General features: G+C 60.1%; 18 protein-coding genes. 10 read left to right on the top strand and 8 right to left on the bottom strand.

What is annotated here, in order from left to right; translation table 11 throughout:
- Positions 1-161 precede the first annotated feature (161 nt).
- From B3527_RS08775 to B3527_RS08750, 6 genes are all read left to right on the top strand, one after another.
- Positions 162-1391 (top strand): sensor domain-containing phosphodiesterase, encoded by a 1230-nt coding sequence (locus B3527_RS08775; protein WP_290478912.1) that lies wholly within the window; start codon positions 162-164, stop codon positions 1389-1391.
- A gap of 70 nt (positions 1392-1461) precedes the next feature.
- On the top strand, positions 1462-1881 hold the full coding sequence (locus tag B3527_RS08770) for a hypothetical protein (RefSeq protein ID WP_290478913.1): 420 nt from the start codon (positions 1462-1464) through the stop codon (positions 1879-1881).
- A 20-nt stretch (positions 1882-1901) separates the two neighbouring features.
- Entirely contained in the window at positions 1902-2852 is a 951-nt protein-coding gene (locus B3527_RS08765) for a pseudouridine synthase (protein WP_290478914.1), read from the top strand.
- A 48-nt stretch (positions 2853-2900) separates the two neighbouring features.
- Positions 2901-4232: a cytochrome P450 gene (locus B3527_RS08760; RefSeq protein WP_290478915.1), complete on the top strand. Its 1332-nt coding sequence runs from the start codon at positions 2901-2903 to the stop codon at positions 4230-4232.
- Positions 4229-4987, top strand: a complete 759-nt coding sequence (locus B3527_RS08755) for an enoyl-CoA hydratase/isomerase family protein (protein WP_290478916.1) — start codon at positions 4229-4231, stop codon at positions 4985-4987. The genes B3527_RS08760 and B3527_RS08755 overlap by 4 nt, the downstream gene beginning before the upstream one ends.
- On the top strand, positions 4984-6057 hold the full coding sequence (locus tag B3527_RS08750; RefSeq protein ID WP_290478917.1) for a DUF2855 family protein: 1074 nt from the start codon (positions 4984-4986) through the stop codon (positions 6055-6057). The genes B3527_RS08755 and B3527_RS08750 overlap by 4 nt, the downstream gene beginning before the upstream one ends.
- Positions 6058-6120: 63 nt before the next feature.
- Here the strand turns inward: B3527_RS08750 and B3527_RS08745 are convergent, their stop codons facing one another.
- From B3527_RS08745 to B3527_RS08710, 8 genes are all read right to left on the bottom strand, one after another.
- Positions 6121-6990 carry an OmpA family protein gene (locus tag B3527_RS08745; protein WP_290478918.1) on the bottom strand — a complete coding sequence of 290 codons (870 nt, stop codon included), beginning with the start codon at positions 6988-6990 and terminating at the stop codon, positions 6121-6123.
- 114 nt (positions 6991-7104) lie between these two features.
- Positions 7105-8388, bottom strand: coding sequence for a metal-dependent hydrolase family protein (locus tag B3527_RS08740; protein WP_290478919.1), 1284 nt, complete (start codon positions 8386-8388; stop codon positions 7105-7107).
- 24 nt (positions 8389-8412) lie between these two features.
- Entirely contained in the window at positions 8413-9450 is a 1038-nt protein-coding gene (locus B3527_RS08735; RefSeq protein ID WP_290478920.1) for an alcohol dehydrogenase catalytic domain-containing protein, read from the bottom strand.
- A 10-nt stretch (positions 9451-9460) separates the two neighbouring features.
- Positions 9461-10372 carry a hypothetical protein gene (locus B3527_RS08730; protein ID WP_290478921.1) on the bottom strand — a complete coding sequence of 304 codons (912 nt, stop codon included), beginning with the start codon at positions 10370-10372 and terminating at the stop codon, positions 9461-9463.
- A gap of 48 nt (positions 10373-10420) precedes the next feature.
- Positions 10421-11206 carry an acyl-CoA thioesterase gene (locus B3527_RS08725; RefSeq protein WP_290478922.1) on the bottom strand — a complete coding sequence of 262 codons (786 nt, stop codon included), beginning with the start codon at positions 11204-11206 and terminating at the stop codon, positions 10421-10423.
- On the bottom strand, positions 11199-12455 hold the full coding sequence (locus tag B3527_RS08720; RefSeq protein ID WP_290478923.1) for an MFS transporter: 1257 nt from the start codon (positions 12453-12455) through the stop codon (positions 11199-11201). Before B3527_RS08720 ends, B3527_RS08725 begins: the two co-directional genes overlap by 8 nt.
- On the bottom strand, positions 12452-13540 hold the full coding sequence (locus B3527_RS08715; RefSeq protein ID WP_290478924.1) for a phosphotransferase family protein: 1089 nt from the start codon (positions 13538-13540) through the stop codon (positions 12452-12454). The genes B3527_RS08720 and B3527_RS08715 overlap by 4 nt, the downstream gene beginning before the upstream one ends.
- A gap of 48 nt (positions 13541-13588) precedes the next feature.
- Positions 13589-13846, bottom strand: a complete 258-nt coding sequence (locus B3527_RS08710) for a hypothetical protein (protein ID WP_206992738.1) — start codon at positions 13844-13846, stop codon at positions 13589-13591.
- Between B3527_RS08710 and B3527_RS08705 the strand changes: the two genes are divergently transcribed.
- The 4 genes from B3527_RS08705 (at position 13845) to B3527_RS08690 (ending at position 16190) form a co-directional block, all read left to right on the top strand.
- Positions 13845-14426, top strand: a complete 582-nt coding sequence (locus B3527_RS08705) for a murein L,D-transpeptidase catalytic domain family protein (protein ID WP_206992737.1) — start codon at positions 13845-13847, stop codon at positions 14424-14426. The genes B3527_RS08710 and B3527_RS08705 overlap by 2 nt on opposite strands.
- A gap of 125 nt (positions 14427-14551) precedes the next feature.
- Complete coding sequence (locus B3527_RS08700; RefSeq protein ID WP_290478925.1) at positions 14552-15217, top strand: hypothetical protein; 666 nt, start codon at positions 14552-14554, stop codon at positions 15215-15217.
- Positions 15214-15705, top strand: coding sequence for a hypothetical protein (locus B3527_RS08695; RefSeq protein ID WP_290478926.1), 492 nt, complete (start codon positions 15214-15216; stop codon positions 15703-15705). Before B3527_RS08700 ends, B3527_RS08695 begins: the two co-directional genes overlap by 4 nt.
- The gene (locus B3527_RS08690; protein WP_290478927.1) at positions 15702-16190 is read left to right on the top strand and encodes a hypothetical protein; all 489 of its coding nucleotides are present in this window, start codon (positions 15702-15704) and stop codon (positions 16188-16190) included. The genes B3527_RS08695 and B3527_RS08690 overlap by 4 nt, the downstream gene beginning before the upstream one ends.
- The last annotated feature ends 2 nt before the right edge of the window (positions 16191-16192 follow it).

Raw genomic sequence — 16192 nt, 5'->3', positions numbered from 1 at the left:
ATCTGGCAAATCGCCTTCGAAAATTCTTACGAAAGTCCGAAGAAAGAGTGTTGGGCTTCAATGAAGTGTGGAACGGAGTTTAAGGGACACTGGGATACGGTTGCCGCTGAAACTGGTTTTCTTTGCCAGTAAACCATTGCGAGTCTCAGGGGCTTGAACGAATGACCGGATTCTCACTTCCTTCAACGATTCCAGACGGACGTGAGGAAACATCCCGGCAGGCAATCAACTCTGCATTGACAGCCATTCGCCAGCACCTAGGAATGCCGATCGCCTATATTTCGGAATTCGTAGATGGTGAGTCCGTGTTTAGATATGTAGACGCACCGGGCCTCGAAAACCTGATCAAGCCGGGAGACAGTAGAGACCTGACGGATGTTTATTGCCTTCACATACTGGAAGGTCGCCTACCCGAACTTATTCCGGATACCTCCAAAAACCCCCTCGCCCTGGCCATGCCGATCACGCGCGAAATTCCGATTGGGGCGCATATGAGCATTCCAATCCGGCTTGTGGACGGCACGCCATACGGCATGTTCTGTTGCCTCAGCCCGGAAGCGAACACGAGTCTCAACGATCGCGATCTGGAAACCATGCGCTTGTTCGCAAACCTGGCCGCACAACAGATCGACAAGGATTACGAGGAACGCCGCATCCTGGAGGAGAAGCGCGAGCGTATCCTCGAGACCCTGAATACAAGCGCGTTCGCCATTGCCTACCAGCCAATTGTTGACCTCGGCCGGATGCACCCCAGCGGGTATGAAGCCCTCTGTCGCTTCTCGGCTGAACCTTATCGGTCACCGGATGTCTGGTTTGACGAGGCGGCTGCCGTCGGCTTGTCCGTGGAACTGGAACTGGCTTCAATCCGGCAGGCGGTGGAAAAGATCCGCGAGATCGCGCCCGACCAATACATTTCCGTCAATGCCTCACCTTCCACAGTGATCAGCGATCAATTCGCGAGCACCTTCCTGAATTTGCCGCTCGACCGCATCCTGCTGGAAATTACCGAGCACGCCGTCATCGACGACTATGAGAGCTTCACCAAGGTGCTGCGCCCATTACGCCATGCAGGCCTGCGGCTCGCCGTGGATGATGCTGGCGCCGGTCACTCCTCGCTGCGCCACATTGTCCAGCTCAATCCGGACTATGTGAAGGTCGACATGAGCCTGACCCGGAATGTGGATTCAGACTTGGCCCGTCGCGCACTGATCGGCGCATTGCTGTTTTATACGCGAGAAACCTCGGCTCACATCATTGCCGAAGGTATCGAGACCGAGGCAGAGCTGAATACACTGAAACTGTTGGGCGTTCGCAGGGGCCAGGGCTATCTGCTTGGCCGCCCGGAGCAGGATATCGCCAAGACGATCAATTTGTTCAGCAAGGCATCCTGACAGCATTCAGACCCTGTGCATTCCGCAAAATCGTTCTAGATTGAGCCGACAACCCCGGAGCACGCGCCTCATGAATATCGGTGAAATCATTTCAGTCGTCACCCTTCTGTTTGGGGCCGTTCTCGGCCTGTCCGCCATGTTTTCCCCGGCTTGGGCCAGCCGCATTGTCCGCCTCGTCGAGGATCCGGACCCGCTCCGCCCCGGTGGCTATTCGGAATTTCGCGCCACTTATGGCGGCCTGTTCCTGTTCGCACATCTGATGACGGCCATTCTGGTTGTGAATCTGTCGACGGGTTCCGAAGACATCCTGACGACGCTCGTTGTCCTGCCGCTCGCTGCAGGGTGGGTTGGCGCTGGCACCGGTCGCCTGATGTCCCTGGTCTTCGACCGAGCCAAGAACCGGGAGCCCGGTCTGATCCCGATCTGGATTCCGATGGAGATCATACTGGGCCTTGCTATTGCGGCGCCCTTCCTTCACTTCCTGCTCTAAAGCAACAGAAAGAATATCCCATGACGGAGCGTCGAGAGACGGGCCGCCCGCGCCGGAAACCTTCCAGCCCGAGCAAGCAACGCCCAGCCCCAAAATCCAAGCGTCCAGCCGAAGAGAAAGACTGGAGCGAAGGCGAACGGATCGCCAAATACCTCGCGCGCGCTGGCGTCGCCTCGCGCCGCGAGGTCGAACGCATGATCGAGGATGGCAAGATCACGGTCGATGGCGTCAAGCTGACCTCTCCTGCCTTCAAGGTCACAGGCCGCGAACTGATCCGCGTGGGCCGCAAGACCATTCAGGCCCCTGATGCGACGCGCGTCTGGCGATATCACAAACCGGCTGGCCTCATCACCACCACTGTTGACCCGGAGGGTCGGCGCACGGTCTTTGACGAGTTGCCCAAATCCCTGCCACGCGTGGTCACCGTCGGCCGGCTAGACCTGAACACCGAAGGCCTTCTGCTACTGACCAATGATGGCGCGCTTGCCCGCGCCCTGGAGCTGCCGAAGAACGAGCTTGAACGCACCTATCGTGTGCGGGCCAAGGGCACTGTGACCGACTACAAGATTGCCGAACTGGCCGAAGGCATCACGGTCGATGGTGTCGACTACAAGCCGATCACCGCCGTTTTCGATCGGGAAACCGGCGCAAACAGCTGGCTAACCGTCACCCTCTCGGAAGGCAAGAAACGCGAAGTCCGTCGTGCGCTGGAAGCGGTGAATCTCATGGTGAACCGCCTGATCCGCGTGCAGTACGGCCCGTTCCTGCTGGACGATCTTCGCCCCGGCGCGGTCGAGGAAGTGCCGACAGACCTGCTACAACAAGCCATCGGCCACTTGATGACGAATGAGCACGCTGCCCGGCCTGCCGAGCCGGCTCGCACCTCCAAAAAGCCTGCCCCTAAGTCACGCCTTGGCAGCAGGTCACCTTCAGGTAAGCTGACTTTCAGGAAACGCACAAAGCCTCGCTGAGACGGCCATTGATAGGTCTCCGGCGGCAAAGCCATACGGAGGTCCCTCATGCCACTTCAGAACGTTACCGAGACCTATCAGGTCGATACCGCGCCGCGGCCACCGAAGAACAAGCCTGTCTTCGATCTCGCGCCGCCAGTCGACCTGACGGACCCGACCGTCTTCTCTTCCCGCGGCGGCTACACTCATGAAGCCTTCGCGGAAATGCGCGAGAAGGCCCCGGTCATGTGGCACCCCGAACAGGTCGGCGCCGGTTTCTGGGCGGTGACTTCCTATGATCTCGTCAAGAAAGTCGAACTCGACCCGGTTATCTATTCCTCGCAGCGCGGTGGCATCCTGATGACCTATGGTCAGGAAGACACGCCCCGCCATCCGCTGCTACACTCATCCAGCCTGAACAGCCTGATCAATCTCGACCGTCCCTACCATACGACACTCCGTATGGAACATATGCAATTCTTCCGGCCCGGATTCGTGGCGGAGTTGCGCAAACGCGTTGATGTACAGGTCAACCTCCTGCTCGACGCGATGGAGAAACAGGGCCCTGTGGTCGACATGGTGGAGCTGTTCTCCGCCGAATTGCCGCTATTCACGCTGTGCGAAATCCTTGGCGTACCACCAGAGGACCGGCCGAAACTTGTCCACTGGATGCACTTCCTGGAAAATTCGCAATACCAGGCCCAGCAGGAAGGTCTCGGCAATGTCACGCCCGAACAGATCATGGCCTTCATGTCAGAGATTCAGGCCATGTTCGATTATGGTCGACATATGCTGGCCAAGCGCCGTGCCGATCCGCAGAACGATCTTCTGTCCGCGATCGCCAATGTCGAGATTGACGGCGAGCCACTGAGCCCCGAATTCCTTGATGGTTCCTGGCTCCTGATCGTCTTTGCTGGCAATGACACGACCCGCAACTCGCTGTCGGGCACAATGCGCCTTCTGACCGAATTCGCCGACCAGAAGGAAAAGCTGATCGCGAACGAGGATCTGTTTCCCAATTTCGTCCATGAATCGATCCGCATGGTCAGTCCCGTCACTTATATGCGCCGCACAGCAACATCGGAGGCGGACCTTGGCGGCCAGACCATCGCCGAGGGCGACAAAGTGGTCATGTACTATGCTGCGGCCAATCGAGACCCGTCCAAGTTTCCCGAACCGAACCGTTTCGACATCACCCGCGCCAATGCGAAGGAACATCTGGCGTTCGGCCATGGCCCGCATGTCTGCCTGGGCCAGCGCGTTGCCAACATGCAGCTGGACTCAGCCTATCGCAACATCCTCTCACGCTTCCCGAACATAAAGTGGACTGGCGAACAAACCCTCGCGCCCAGCAATTTCGTGCACGCCATTTCAAGCCTCATGGTGGACCTCGGCACATGAGCGAGCCGCTGGTCCTTCGTCAGGACAAAGACGGCCTTGCGACTCTTACCCTGAATCGGCCCGACAAACTCAATTCACTCACGGTCGGCATGTTCCGCGAACTTCGCCATCATGTGCTCGACCTCGAGGCGGATGACAGTGTGAATTGCGTTATCCTGCGCGGGGCGGGCAAATGCTTCTCTGCCGGGCATGATCTTGGCGACATTGCCGAAGGTGAAAAAGTCCCGTCACCGGGGTGGCACTCTGAAACGCTCCGCCTGATGGAGCGCCTGCCCAAGCCGGTCATCGCGGCCGTCCACGGCCACTGCTATACAGGTGCGTTGGAAGTTGCCCTCGCGGCTGATTTCATCATCGCCGCGGAAAGCGCACGTTTCGGAGACACACATGCCAAATGGGCGCTTACCCCGATCTGGGGCATGAGCCAGCGCCTGCCACGCCGTGTAGGGATTGCCACGGCAAAACGCCTGATGTTCACCGCCGACATGATCAGTGCTGATGAGGCCTTCCGCATCGGCCTCGTCGAGCAAGTTGTGGCAGACGCCGACTTCGACAGCGCCTGTCAGGACTTGGCGGATCGCATACTCGCCAACTCGCCATTCTCCCATGCGGCAAACAAGCGTCTGCTGGAGGCGACCGACGCGCGAGACTTGGATAGTGGCCTGCAATGGGAGATACTCAATTGCGAAGGGGTTGGGCCTGACATGCAGGACCGAATCGCGGCCTTTACGGGCAAGAGCAAGAAAGCGAAGACATGAGTGATTTCCTGATCCGCCGTGATGATTTGCGCGACACGCGCTGGACCCCAGCCGACCTGCCTGCCCTGGCCGACGGCGCTGCCCGTCTCAAGGTCGATACGTTTGCCCTGACGGCCAACAATGTCACCTACGCCACTTTTGGCGACCAGATGCAGTATTGGAACTTCTTCCCCGCCGCAGATGCAAGCTTTGGCCGAGTGCCCGTCTGGGGGTTCGCGACCGTGGTTGAATCCAAGACTGAACATGTGAATGAGGGTGACCGCCTGTACGGATATCTCCCCATCTCCGAACATTTTGATGTTGAGCCGGTCAGCGTCGGCAAACATGGTTTCATGGATGGCGCCGCCCACCGCCAGGGCCTCGCGCCCATCTACAACACATACATCAACACTGCTGGCGACCCTTCCTACGATGCCGCGCTCGAAGACCAGCAAATGCTTTTCCGTCCACTCTTCACGACGGGTTGGATGATTGATGACTGCCTGATGGAAACCGGCGACCCGGTTCCGGAAACCGTTGTGATCTCCTCGGCCTCGTCCAAGACCGCCATGGCGCTGGCTCACTGCCTGAAGGTTCGCGGCGGTGTCGACACGGTTGCGCTGACCTCGCCCGGCAACAAGGACTTTCTGGAGAAGACCGGCCTGTACGGGCGTGTCCGCACCTATGATGACGCCGACCGCCTGCATGCGCGCGGCCTGACAGCCTTTGTCGATTTCCTCGGACGCCCCACACTGACGGCAGATGTCCATAATGCCCTGAAAGACCGGCTTGTTCGCAGTCTCGTCATCGGCGTGACCGATTGGGAAGGCGACCGTTCGCCCATCGCGCTGCCAGATCCTCAGCCGGAATTCTTCTTCGTGCCGACTTATGCCGCTGAACGCGCAGCCACGCTCGGCGGCGCTGAGATCAATCGTCGGCTCGGCTCTGCCTTGAAGAGTTTCTACACGGCCTCGAAGGACTTCGTCACGCCGCGCCACGCCAAAGGTGCAGACGCAATCACGAAAGCATGGACGCAGACCATCGACGCCCAGGTCAGCCCCTCCGAAGGACTGATCCTCTCAATCTCCTGATCGCAAAAACAAAAGCCCCCGCTGCGGCCAAACAGCGGGGGCAGGTCGCACACCTGGAGCGCTCTAGCGTCGCTCCGAGACCTTGAATTCCATGCGTCGGTTCTTTGCCCAGGCCTCGTAGGTTTCCGCCCTGTCCAGCGGACGGGACTCCCCATACCCCATCGCCGTCAACGCTTCAGCCTCGACGCCGTGCTCGATCATATAGTCACGCACTGCTTCTGACCTCTGTTGGGAGATCACTTCATTATATTGATTGGAGCCGCGAGAATCCGTATGGCCGCCAATCTCGATGGCATACGCATCGCACAGCAACGCCACCCCGGTCAGCGCATCCAGCAATCGTTCGCTGGTCGGCGAGATGATGGCCAGATTGCTCTGGAACATGATGGTGCGGTCATCCATCGTGGCATTGAACGCAGATTGGCACCGCCCGGCATTGGCTTCGCCATCAGACAATGCCGCCAGCGCCTCGCCCACGCCCCGCTCGCCTTCTTCAACCGAGATGCCATCCACGACGAGGGTCACATCTGAGGCGACTTCGGCATTGTCCTCGAGGGCCGCCTGTCCGACCAGAAAGCCCTGCTCCTTGGCGGCCGGATCCGGCGCCAGGCCGGTCAGAACGGCAACCGGCCCACTGACATGCAGGCCCATCCACGGGAACCCGGCATCCGGGAATGTCCGCTCTAGCGCGCCCACCCAGCCAACACTTGCTGGCCCCGTCTCGGTGGCGGCGGGTTGTGATGCCGGGGGTGTACTGGAGACAACAAACGCCGTCCCGTCCCAGTAATAGTCGCCTTCAGCGAGTTGAACACACTGAGGTCCGCTTTCGGCGGCCACTGCTTTCGGCGCATCTGCCGATTCCCCTCCACACGCCGCGACACTGAACAGCGCAGCCCCGGCAATCGCGCGGGCAAGGAAAAGATCTCGTTTCATGCAACTCACTCTAAATATCGCGGGGCTTGCGCCGCTTCCTCATCAATCGCCAAGTCTCTGGCGATTGATTGGGAAAGTCAAAACGCTTCGCGGCTGAGGCGAAGTTCGGACCGGTCATTGCGCCTGCTTGTAGACCGTTCCGCCTTTCATCACGAAATCAACATCCTGCAATTCAGTAATGTCTTTCAGGGGGTCTCCCATGACCGCAATGATGTCGGCATGCTTGCCCGCCGTGATCGTGCCGACGACATCGGACATCTCCACATGTTCTGACGCAATCACAGTCGCTGCGCGGATGGCCTCTTCCGGCGTGAACCCCGCCTCCACCATCAGCGCGAATTCCTGCGCATTATCGCCATGCTTGGACACGCCCGTATCCGTGCCGAACGCCACCTTGACCCCGCCTTCATGCGCGCGACGCAACATATCCAGCATCAACGGCCCGACAATTGCGGCCTTTTCCCGGCTCGGTGCCGGCAGCCAGGGCTCATTGACCCAACCCGTCACCGTCGCTCCGGCCAGCACCGTCGGAACCAGAACAGCGTCATGTTCCTTGAACAGGGCGATCGTTTCATCGTCGGTATAGGTGCCGTGCTCAATGGAATCGATGCCAGCCTTCAACGCCGACACGATGCCGCCCTTGCCATGCGCATGCCCGGTTACCTTCCGGCCCATCGAATGCGCCGTCTCGACAATCGCGACCAGTTCATCATCCGTAAACTGCTGTTCCAGTCCGGCCCGCGTATTTGACAGCACTCCGCCGGTCGCGGTGATCTTGATGACGTCTGCGCCTTCCTTGATCTGCTGGCGCACCGCCCGGCGGCAATCATCCGCGCCATTGCAGATATTCTTGCCGGTGAACATCGCCATGACTTCCGGAGAATAACCATTGATGTCGCCATGCCCGCCGGTCACGCTGATCGCCTGGCCTGCGGCCCGAATACGCGGCCCCGGTACGTTGCCATTCGCAATTGCGTCGCGCAGGCCGAAGATCGCTGCGTTCGAGGCCCCGACATCCTGAACCGTTGTGAAGCCGGTCAACAATGTCTTGTAGGCAAAGCCCGCGCCATCGAAAGCCGCATCCACATCCGTGTCCTCGAACGCCTTGATCCGCTCATTCGGCCCATTCTCGCCGGTGATGTGCACATGGCTGTCGATCAGGCCGGGCAGGACATAAGCCTCCTTGAGATCTATCAGGTCCGCCCCCCGCGGCGCGCGCTTGTAGCCCGCTTCAATCGAGACGATCTCGCCGTCTTCCACCGTAATCGTCTGGCGGGTCAGGTAACCTTCCCCCGGTTCGGCCAGCACGTGCCCGGCATGAATCAGGGTTGTCTCGGCCAGTGCTGCGCCGGTTATCACGGTTACCAGCGCCGCGCTCGCAGCCAGTTTGCTCATCATCGAAGTCATCAGGTCAGCCCTCCCTCAAGGTGTCAGGATCATTTTCATCGCACCATTCTCGCGTGCGTCAAACATACGATACGCCTCTGCCCCTTCCGACAGCGGCATATGGTGGGTAATGGTGCGCTCCGGGGCCAGCTTGCCCGCCTGCACCAGCGGAATCAATTCCGGCCAATGCTGCGGCACCGAACAGGTGCCCGTCCGGAAGGTCAAATTCTTGATAAAGGCGAGCGCCATCGGGAATTTGAAGTCCATCGTCTGGTTCACGCCGATGCAAGAAACCGTGCCCGCCGCCTTGGCCAGTTTCAGCGACAGATGGATCGCCGGGTCTGCCCCGACGCATTCCACGACGCTGTCACACATCCGGCCTCTGGTCTGTTCCTCGATCACGGCCTTGGCTTCGCTCGCATCGAGCGCAATCGCGCCCATCGCCTCTGCCATGGCGCGCCGCTCCGCAACCAGATCGACCGCATAGACTTTCGCCGCGCCCATCAGGAATGCGCCTTCCACGGCCATCAGGCCAATCGGACCGCACCCGACCACGGCAACAGTCGCACCGGGATGAATGTCCGCACCCTTCAGCCCATGCCAGGCCGTTGGCAAATTGTCCGTCAACAGAACGGCCTGGTCATCACTGATCCCGTCCGAAATGCGCGCCAGGCCAAAATCCGCGACCGGTACCATCGCATATTCGGCCTGCACGCCCTGCAGGCCGGGGCCGAGCCCATAGCAACGCCCGCCATGCGTGTCGCATTCATTCATATTGCCCGACATGCAAGGCAGGCACGCGCCACAGCCCACAGCGGCCGAGATCATGACCCGGTCGCCTGTCCTGAATCGCGACACGCCGCTGCCCGTCTCGACAATCTCGCCCACGGCTTCGTGCCCGACACAATAGCCAGTCTCCTCGCTGAAACCGTGGCCCTGATAGATATGAAGGTCCGACCCGCATATCCCGCAGGCGGTCATCTTGACGATGGCGCTACGCGTATCTTCCGGTTTCAATTCGGGCGCCTCGCCATAAGCAATGTCGCGCGTGCCCTGATACAGCAATCCCTTCATGCGATCCTCCTCAGGCCGGCAGCCGGTCGGCAGGATAGTGCGGATAGCTCGCTTTCATCACGCCATGATTCAGCAGCATCTCGGCGACCTGCTTTTCGCCCGCCGCATCGAAGAAGCGTGTGCGGATCCAGTAATTCTCGACCCGGCGACTTTCCGACAGTGCCACGACCTCGCGACGCAACAGATAGGTCTCTCCCACCAGGAGCGGCCCATCAACCATGCGAATTTCCAGATCGGCAAACAGACCAATCGCAGGTTGCTTGACCGGGAATTTGGAATTTCGGTTGGAGTAGTTTCCCAGCACACTGACCATTTCCAGGGGCACAATTGGTTTGCCCCACGGCCCCGCAGCGCCATCAGAGTATACATCCATCGGCTCTGTGATGACCTTCAACTTGTCAGCCAGTGAGAAGGGATAGAGATTTCCCATATGCTGATCCGGGTCCATCGAAACCATTTCGTCGGCTGCGCCGGTCATGCCCACTTTCATATCAGCGAGGATCACGAGGTCTCCCGCCGGGCGCAGCTTTGCCATGCGCGCTTCGAGCAATGTCTCACCATGATCCGGCCCAATCGACGCGCTGGCCTCCAGCACCGGCGTACCATCCTCCTTGAACGCCCGGCACATTGTCCGCGTCGCCCCCGGCGCTGGGCGATCGACTTCGACACGCACCTTCTCACCCTCGAACACCATGTTCAGGAAATGACTGGAGAAACAGCCGCGCTCGAACCAGGCGTCGCCCCAGATTTCGGCAAGGTATGGCACGAATTGCGAGAAATGCGTCGGCCCTTCAATCGGCCCGGCCTTGATGCCGAGTCGCTCCGCTTCGCTGTCATCATGAAGGCTCTTGTGCCCATCATAAGATTGCTCTTGCAGCATCTGAGCGGGCGCGCGCAGTGGCCCCTTGATTGTCTCTGTCATGTTTCCTCCGTCCTTCATCGTCTTCTATCTGGGGTGTTCCGGCAAGGTTTATCGCGGCGGCAACAGGCCTGTCTGGCTGGCCGTTGTCAGCAAGGTGCCGTCTTCTCCGAACTGGTACAGCACGCCATGAGCGACGCCGGCAGCAAAGCCCGACATGCGCGTCACATTCAGCACCCAGTCTGTCTTCGGAAGCGCGTGGATGCGCACTGTGTTGTCGAGGCTTCGCCCGCCTCGCGTGCGGGTATGTGCGCCAAGGAAAAAGTCTGAGATCAGCGACAGTCGCGCGGCATCCGCGGGTCCGGTATCCTTCACCCGCACCCAGACCATTTCCTCCGCTGTCGCATCATCCTGATGCACAGACCGGCGCTCGATCCGTCCGGCAAGATTGTCGTCCCGCGAGAAGGGAATCTCGTGACTTTCCGCACATTCCGCTGGCGGCGGCACAGGGGGCATGTTCAAAAACTGCCGCCCCTCGCTGTCATCCCATCCGCCCAAGGCGGCTGAAACGTGCAAGACTGAGCGACCGTTTTCCGTCAAATCGGCAACCGCTTGCACAACGGTCCTTCCCTCGGCCAGCTTGCGCACCGTGATGTCGATGCGCGAGTTCAGCGTCGCGCCGCCCGCAAACTGTGCCGTTGCCCATAGCAGAGGGCGCCCGATCGCAGTCTCCAATGCATGCACGCCTGCGGCCATGGACACGCCGCCCATCAGGAATTGCCGGTCTGGCGGTCCCGCACAGGCGCTCTGGCGCGCGACGAATTCAAACCGGTTGGGGTCCTCTGTCGATTGGGTTGGTATCCAGAAGGTCGGGCGTGGGCCCTCACTGTCAGCCATCTGCGTCCTCCTCAGCATGTGTTTTCGACCGTTTTGGATCCAGCCGCACGGCAATCAATGCCAACACCAACAAGGTAGCTGACAAGCAAAGCGCCATCATCGCCGTGCCCGGCCAACCCCAGAGTTCATAAACAGATGTGCCCGCCCAGCTGCCCAGCCCGCCTCCGATGAACATCAGCACAATATATGCTGTCATCAGACGGGTGCGCACTTCCGGCGGCTGATTCAGGAACGTCATCCGCCCGGTCACATCAATCAGCGGCCCGACCACATTCATCAGCATCAATGGCACCAGCAACATCCACAGGCTGTGGCCGAACACGCCGAGCAGGCAGACGCCGGAAAACTGCACCAGCGCTACGAATGCTCTCAGCCGTCGGGGCCCGATCCGGTCGGCCCAACCACCGAAGAACGGCGTGGTGAACACATTGATCAGGGCAAGCGCCGCCAGATAGCCGACCGTATCAGCACCATAGCCCATTTCAGGACTGGTCAGGTAGAGGCCGAGCCCGAGCCACACCGCCAGGAAGACACCGAAGCCGAGCCCCTGCATCGCACCAGACAGCAGAACTTCCGGGTGTCGCCGCACAACCGGGAACACCGACATGACAAGTCCGACATAGCTTTGCTTTTCCTGCGCATCGCCGCGCCCCTGTCGCTCATCCATGATCTGCGGCAGCAACAGCGTCACCCCGCCCATCAATGCTGCAGCAACATAGTATACCGACCGCCAGCCATAATGCTCACCCAGCCAGCCGCCGCCCACGCGCGCAACGAGAATGCCGGAGATGACGCCCGTGGTCAGCATCGCCATGGTCTGGCCCAGCCGTTCGGGCGGCACGCGCTTCGACGCATAGGCCGGCAGCAAATAGGGCGTGATCGTTGAAAATCCGAGAAATGTCGAACCTGCAATGAACAGCCGGAAATCGGTCGCGAATGCCATGGCCAGCATGCCCGCGAACTGGCCTGCGGCAAACACGGTCGCCAGCCGCTTGTTGCTGAACCGGTCCCCCAGCGGCAGCAACAGGAAAATGCCGAGCGCCAGCGCAATCTGGTTGAACGCAGGCACCAACCCAATTTCCGACGGCGACGCGCCAAAATCGTCCGCCACCAGAGCGATGATCGGATGGATGTAATAGGCGTTGGCCGTCACCACCGCGCAGGCCAGCGTCAACAGCCAGATGTCACGTCGGCTCAGATACCGGTAATCAGACCCGCTGCCCGGCAGGCCGGGCGGGACGGAACTCACCCCGGCATCCCGGCCCGGCGCGCATACTCGGCCGCAAACTGCGCCAGCGGCACCACCCGCGCGGCGTTCGACTCGGCATTGGCACTGTTGGCCGTGCCATCGCGGACGCGCCCAATGATGCCCTGCAGGATTCCCGCAAGCCGGAAGCCATTATAGGCGAAGTAATAGTCGAGCTCCGGCAGGCCATTGCGGCCCGTATGCTTGCAATACATGTCGACATATTCGTCCATGCTCGGAATGCCCCAGGCCGCGAGGTCATCAATCGCCATGATCGAACCGCGCGAGGAATCCCCCGGTGGCATCACCCAGTTCATGAGGTGATAGGAGAAGTCCGCGAGCGGGTCGCCCAGCGTGCAAAGCTCCCAATCCAGCACCGCGATCACTTTTGGCTCGGTCGGATGCAGCACCATATTGTCGAGACGGTAGTCGCCATGCACGATCGTGGTCTTGTCGCCCGGTGGAATATTCTTGGGCAGCCATTCGATCAGCTGTTCCATTTCCGGGATATGCTGGGTTTCGGATGCCTTGTACTGTTTCGTCCAGCGATGGATCTGGCGGGCCACATAATCGCCCTCCTTGCCAAAGCCTTCCAGGCCTGCGGCGCGCCAGTCGACATTGTGGAGATCGGCAAACGTCTTCACCTTTGCCTCATAGATGGCGCGACGTTCAGCAGGCTCATATTCCGGCAGCGTGCCATCCCACAGAATGCGGCCCTCAACCATGTCCATGACGTAAAACATCGTGCCCACGACGCTCTCATCGGTGCACAGGCCATAAGGCCGGGCGACGGGATATCCCAGCGGGTAAAGCGCGGAAATCACGCGGAATTCACGGTCCACGGCGTGCGCACTCGGCAACAGCTTGCCCGGCGGCTTGCGGCGCATGACATATTTCTTGTTGGGCGTGACCAACTGGTAGGTCGGGTTGGACTGTCCGCCCTTGAACTGGCGCACTTCCAGAGGGCCCTGATAACCCTCGACATTGGCCTCCATCCACGCGGCGAGCTTCGCCTCATCGAATTTGTGCGACTCGACCACAGGCTTGGTGCCCGTGAACAATTCTGCAGCGGTTTCTCCCTCGGCCATTTTCTGCCCTCTTTTCTACAAGTTTTGCTGTCACACCATACTCACGGCTTACGCGACGCCAAGGCCTTCCGCGACGTCCGCATTGGCCAGCTCACACGAAAGGTTCGCACTGTGCGAAAATTGGAAACACTCGTCACCGCCCTCGCCTTGCTCAGTTTTGCCATGCTCACCCTCGTGGCGGTCATGATTATCATCCTCGCCCGCGAAATCGTATTTGTCTTCCGGCGTCTTCGCGGCGTCTTTCATCCGCCCCCCCGTCCAGCCAATCGACACCTCGTTCACACGCTCGAAAGCCCGATAGCCCATGCGCCGCTTGCTGATCCTGCTTTATCTCTGTTTCCTTCCGCTCCCGTCGCACGCCGCCGAGATTGATCCCGATCGCATGATCCGACCGGAATTGCTGGGCGAGGCCATACAGGCGATGAGCCGGCATTCCGACCGAACCAATCCGAGCCGACTGGTCATCGTCGATTACGGCCTGCATTCTGCGCAGAAACGCCTCTTCGTGGTCGATCTCGAAACCGGCCTCGTCAACGCCTATCGCACCACGCATGGCCGGGGTTCCGACAAGGATCATGATGGCTTCCTTGATGCCTTCTCTGATGTGCCCGGCTCCTCGGCGAGTCCGCAAGGCGCCTATCTCACGGCCGAGGAATATTACGGCAAGCATGGCCGCTCGCTGCGTCTCGATGGCCTCGACAAGACCAATGCCAATGCCCGTCGTCGCGCCATCGTCATCCATTCTGCCGCCTATGCCGAACCTGCGATGATCGACAACTATGGCAAGCTGGGGCGCTCGAATGGCTGCATCGCCTTTTCGCGCACCGACCTCGACACCTTCATGACCCTCGTCCCGCAAGGCACGCTGATATATGTCGGGCGTTAAGCCTCCCCGGAAAATACTTGTCACCCCCCATTCCCGGCCTAAAGTGCGCGGCTGGGGGACGAAAACATGCTGGCGGACGACATGTCTGATCATCTTGGGACAAATTGTGCGAGGCCGGACGCCTCGTGAAACTTCCAACCGTCCTGTCCCGTCTGCGACGCAAGCAAGCGCGTGTTGATCCACCGCCTCTACCGCCCGCCGCGACTTCCCCGACAGTGCCACCCGCGGCGCCGCACCCAGCCCCGCTGGAGCGGCTCAATCGCTGGCTGACCCTTGCCGCGAATGTCGGTGTCCTGCTGGGCCTTGTCGTCCTGATCGTGGAAGTTCGCCAGAACGCGGCTCTGACGCGCGCGGCGATGGACCAGCAGAAGAATGATTTGCTGGCCCAGATCGAGTTCAACATCGCCAGGCCGGAGATGTCGGTCATCTGGGTCAAGGCGATCCGTACGCCGGAAGCCTTGAGCGACACCGAGAACCAGGCGGTTGGCAGCGTCCTCGTCGCGATCATGCTGCAATGGGACCAGATGTTCATGATGCGCGATGCCGGGCTGATCTCGGACGAGCGCGTGCGCCAGCATATCGCGAACACCGCCCCCTTCTATTTCGGATCGCGGTTCGCCAAACACTGGTGGGCACTGCAGGCCCCCGGCTGGGAAGGCACGGCGATGCAAAGGGACGCCGGCCCGATCATCGCCGCCCTCGATGAGGATTTCCTCGTCGGGTACCTGGACGCACTGAAAGTGCCGGCAGAAGCGGCGGCCGACGAAACAGATGAGGGGGCGCAAGAATGACGCTGGAACAGCTCTATTTCGTTGCCGGGATTATTTCGTCGGTTGCGGTGATTGCGTCGCTGATCTTCGTCGGTTTCCAGCTCAGACACTCTGCCGACCAGCAGCGCATCGCAGCGGCGGTTGGCTATTATGACATCTTCCGCGACCATATGAAAATCCTCAGCGAAGCCGGAATGGTCGATCTGTTCCTGCGGGGGCTGGACACGGATCCACAGGAGTTTGAAGCCGCTGACAGGACGCGGCTCAACGTGTTCTACACAATGGTCACACGCGGCTATCAGGTGATGCATTACCAGGCCCGCAAGAAGGTCTTCGAGGAAGACTTCTGGCTGCATTCGCAAAACCATTTTCGCGACCATCTGGCTTCCAAATATTATCAGGGCTTCTGGAAGGCGCGCCGCCATCACTTCCCGCCCGGCTTCCGCGAGCTTGTCGACGGGCTGATCAAGGCCGGGCCGACCGCCCCATTGCTGGAGATGGAGCCATGACCCTCGAACAAGTTGCCCTCATTGCACAGATCACCGGTGTCGTCGTTGTAGCAGCGACCCTCATCTATCTTGCCCTGCAGGTCCATCAGGGCGCCCAGCAGATGCGTTCCGAAGGTCGGCAGGCGCAGCTCACCTATGACCAGACCGGCGTCTACAAATTCGTCGACTTCCCCGAACTGGGCCGCATTTTTTCGCAAACCGAAACACCGAGCTTCGAGGAGAAGACCAAGCTGTTTTTCTGGATGATCGGCCAGATGCGGGCGCGCGAGTATGAATGGCTGCAATACCAGAACGGCGCGATCACGAAAGAATCGTGGGAGACGTATCAGGGCGTCATCTATTTCGTCCTTGGCACGCCGCGCGGACGGGCCCTGTGGCAGCTCTGCCGGGGCTATTTCAATGCGGGGTTCGCGGACATGGTCGACGGCATGGTGAATGATACGCCGCCGATTGATCTCTGGGACCAGCTGCAGGCTGTGGAGTAGAC

This window comes from Hyphomonas sp. UBA4505 (genome assembly GCF_002388685.1).
Taxonomy (GTDB): Bacteria; Pseudomonadota; Alphaproteobacteria; order Caulobacterales; family Hyphomonadaceae; genus Hyphomonas.
The sequence above is the reverse complement of the archived record's forward strand: the minus strand, read 5'-3'. Positions and strand labels throughout refer to the sequence as shown.

Bases quoted from the DNA above. Each gene is read 5' to 3' on its own strand.
- B3527_RS08760 (WP_290478915.1), top strand. From the start codon at position 2,901: ATGCCACTTCAGAACGTTACCGAGACCTATCAGGTCGATACCGCGCCG.
- B3527_RS08745 (WP_290478918.1), bottom strand. From the start codon at position 6,990: ATGAAACGAGATCTTTTCCTTGCCCGCGCGATTGCCGGGGCTGCGCTG.
- B3527_RS08765 (WP_290478914.1), top strand. From the start codon at position 1,902: ATGACGGAGCGTCGAGAGACGGGCCGCCCGCGCCGGAAACCTTCCAGC.
- B3527_RS08695 (WP_290478926.1), top strand. From the start codon at position 15,214: ATGACGCTGGAACAGCTCTATTTCGTTGCCGGGATTATTTCGTCGGTT.
- B3527_RS08715 (WP_290478924.1), bottom strand. From the start codon at position 13,540: ATGGCCGAGGGAGAAACCGCTGCAGAATTGTTCACGGGCACCAAGCCT.
- B3527_RS08690 (WP_290478927.1), top strand. From the start codon at position 15,702: ATGACCCTCGAACAAGTTGCCCTCATTGCACAGATCACCGGTGTCGTC.
- B3527_RS08730 (WP_290478921.1), bottom strand. From the start codon at position 10,372: ATGACAGAGACAATCAAGGGGCCACTGCGCGCGCCCGCTCAGATGCTG.
- B3527_RS08775 (WP_290478912.1), top strand. From the start codon at position 162: ATGACCGGATTCTCACTTCCTTCAACGATTCCAGACGGACGTGAGGAA.
- B3527_RS08735 (WP_290478920.1), bottom strand. From the start codon at position 9,450: ATGAAGGGATTGCTGTATCAGGGCACGCGCGACATTGCTTATGGCGAG.
- B3527_RS08705 (WP_206992737.1), top strand. From the start codon at position 13,845: ATGCGCCGCTTGCTGATCCTGCTTTATCTCTGTTTCCTTCCGCTCCCG.
- B3527_RS08710 (WP_206992738.1), bottom strand. From the start codon at position 13,846: ATGGGCTATCGGGCTTTCGAGCGTGTGAACGAGGTGTCGATTGGCTGG.
- B3527_RS08755 (WP_290478916.1), top strand. From the start codon at position 4,229: ATGAGCGAGCCGCTGGTCCTTCGTCAGGACAAAGACGGCCTTGCGACT.
- B3527_RS08725 (WP_290478922.1), bottom strand. From the start codon at position 11,206: ATGGCTGACAGTGAGGGCCCACGCCCGACCTTCTGGATACCAACCCAA.
- B3527_RS08770 (WP_290478913.1), top strand. From the start codon at position 1,462: ATGAATATCGGTGAAATCATTTCAGTCGTCACCCTTCTGTTTGGGGCC.
- B3527_RS08740 (WP_290478919.1), bottom strand. From the start codon at position 8,388: ATGATGAGCAAACTGGCTGCGAGCGCGGCGCTGGTAACCGTGATAACC.
- B3527_RS08750 (WP_290478917.1), top strand. From the start codon at position 4,984: ATGAGTGATTTCCTGATCCGCCGTGATGATTTGCGCGACACGCGCTGG.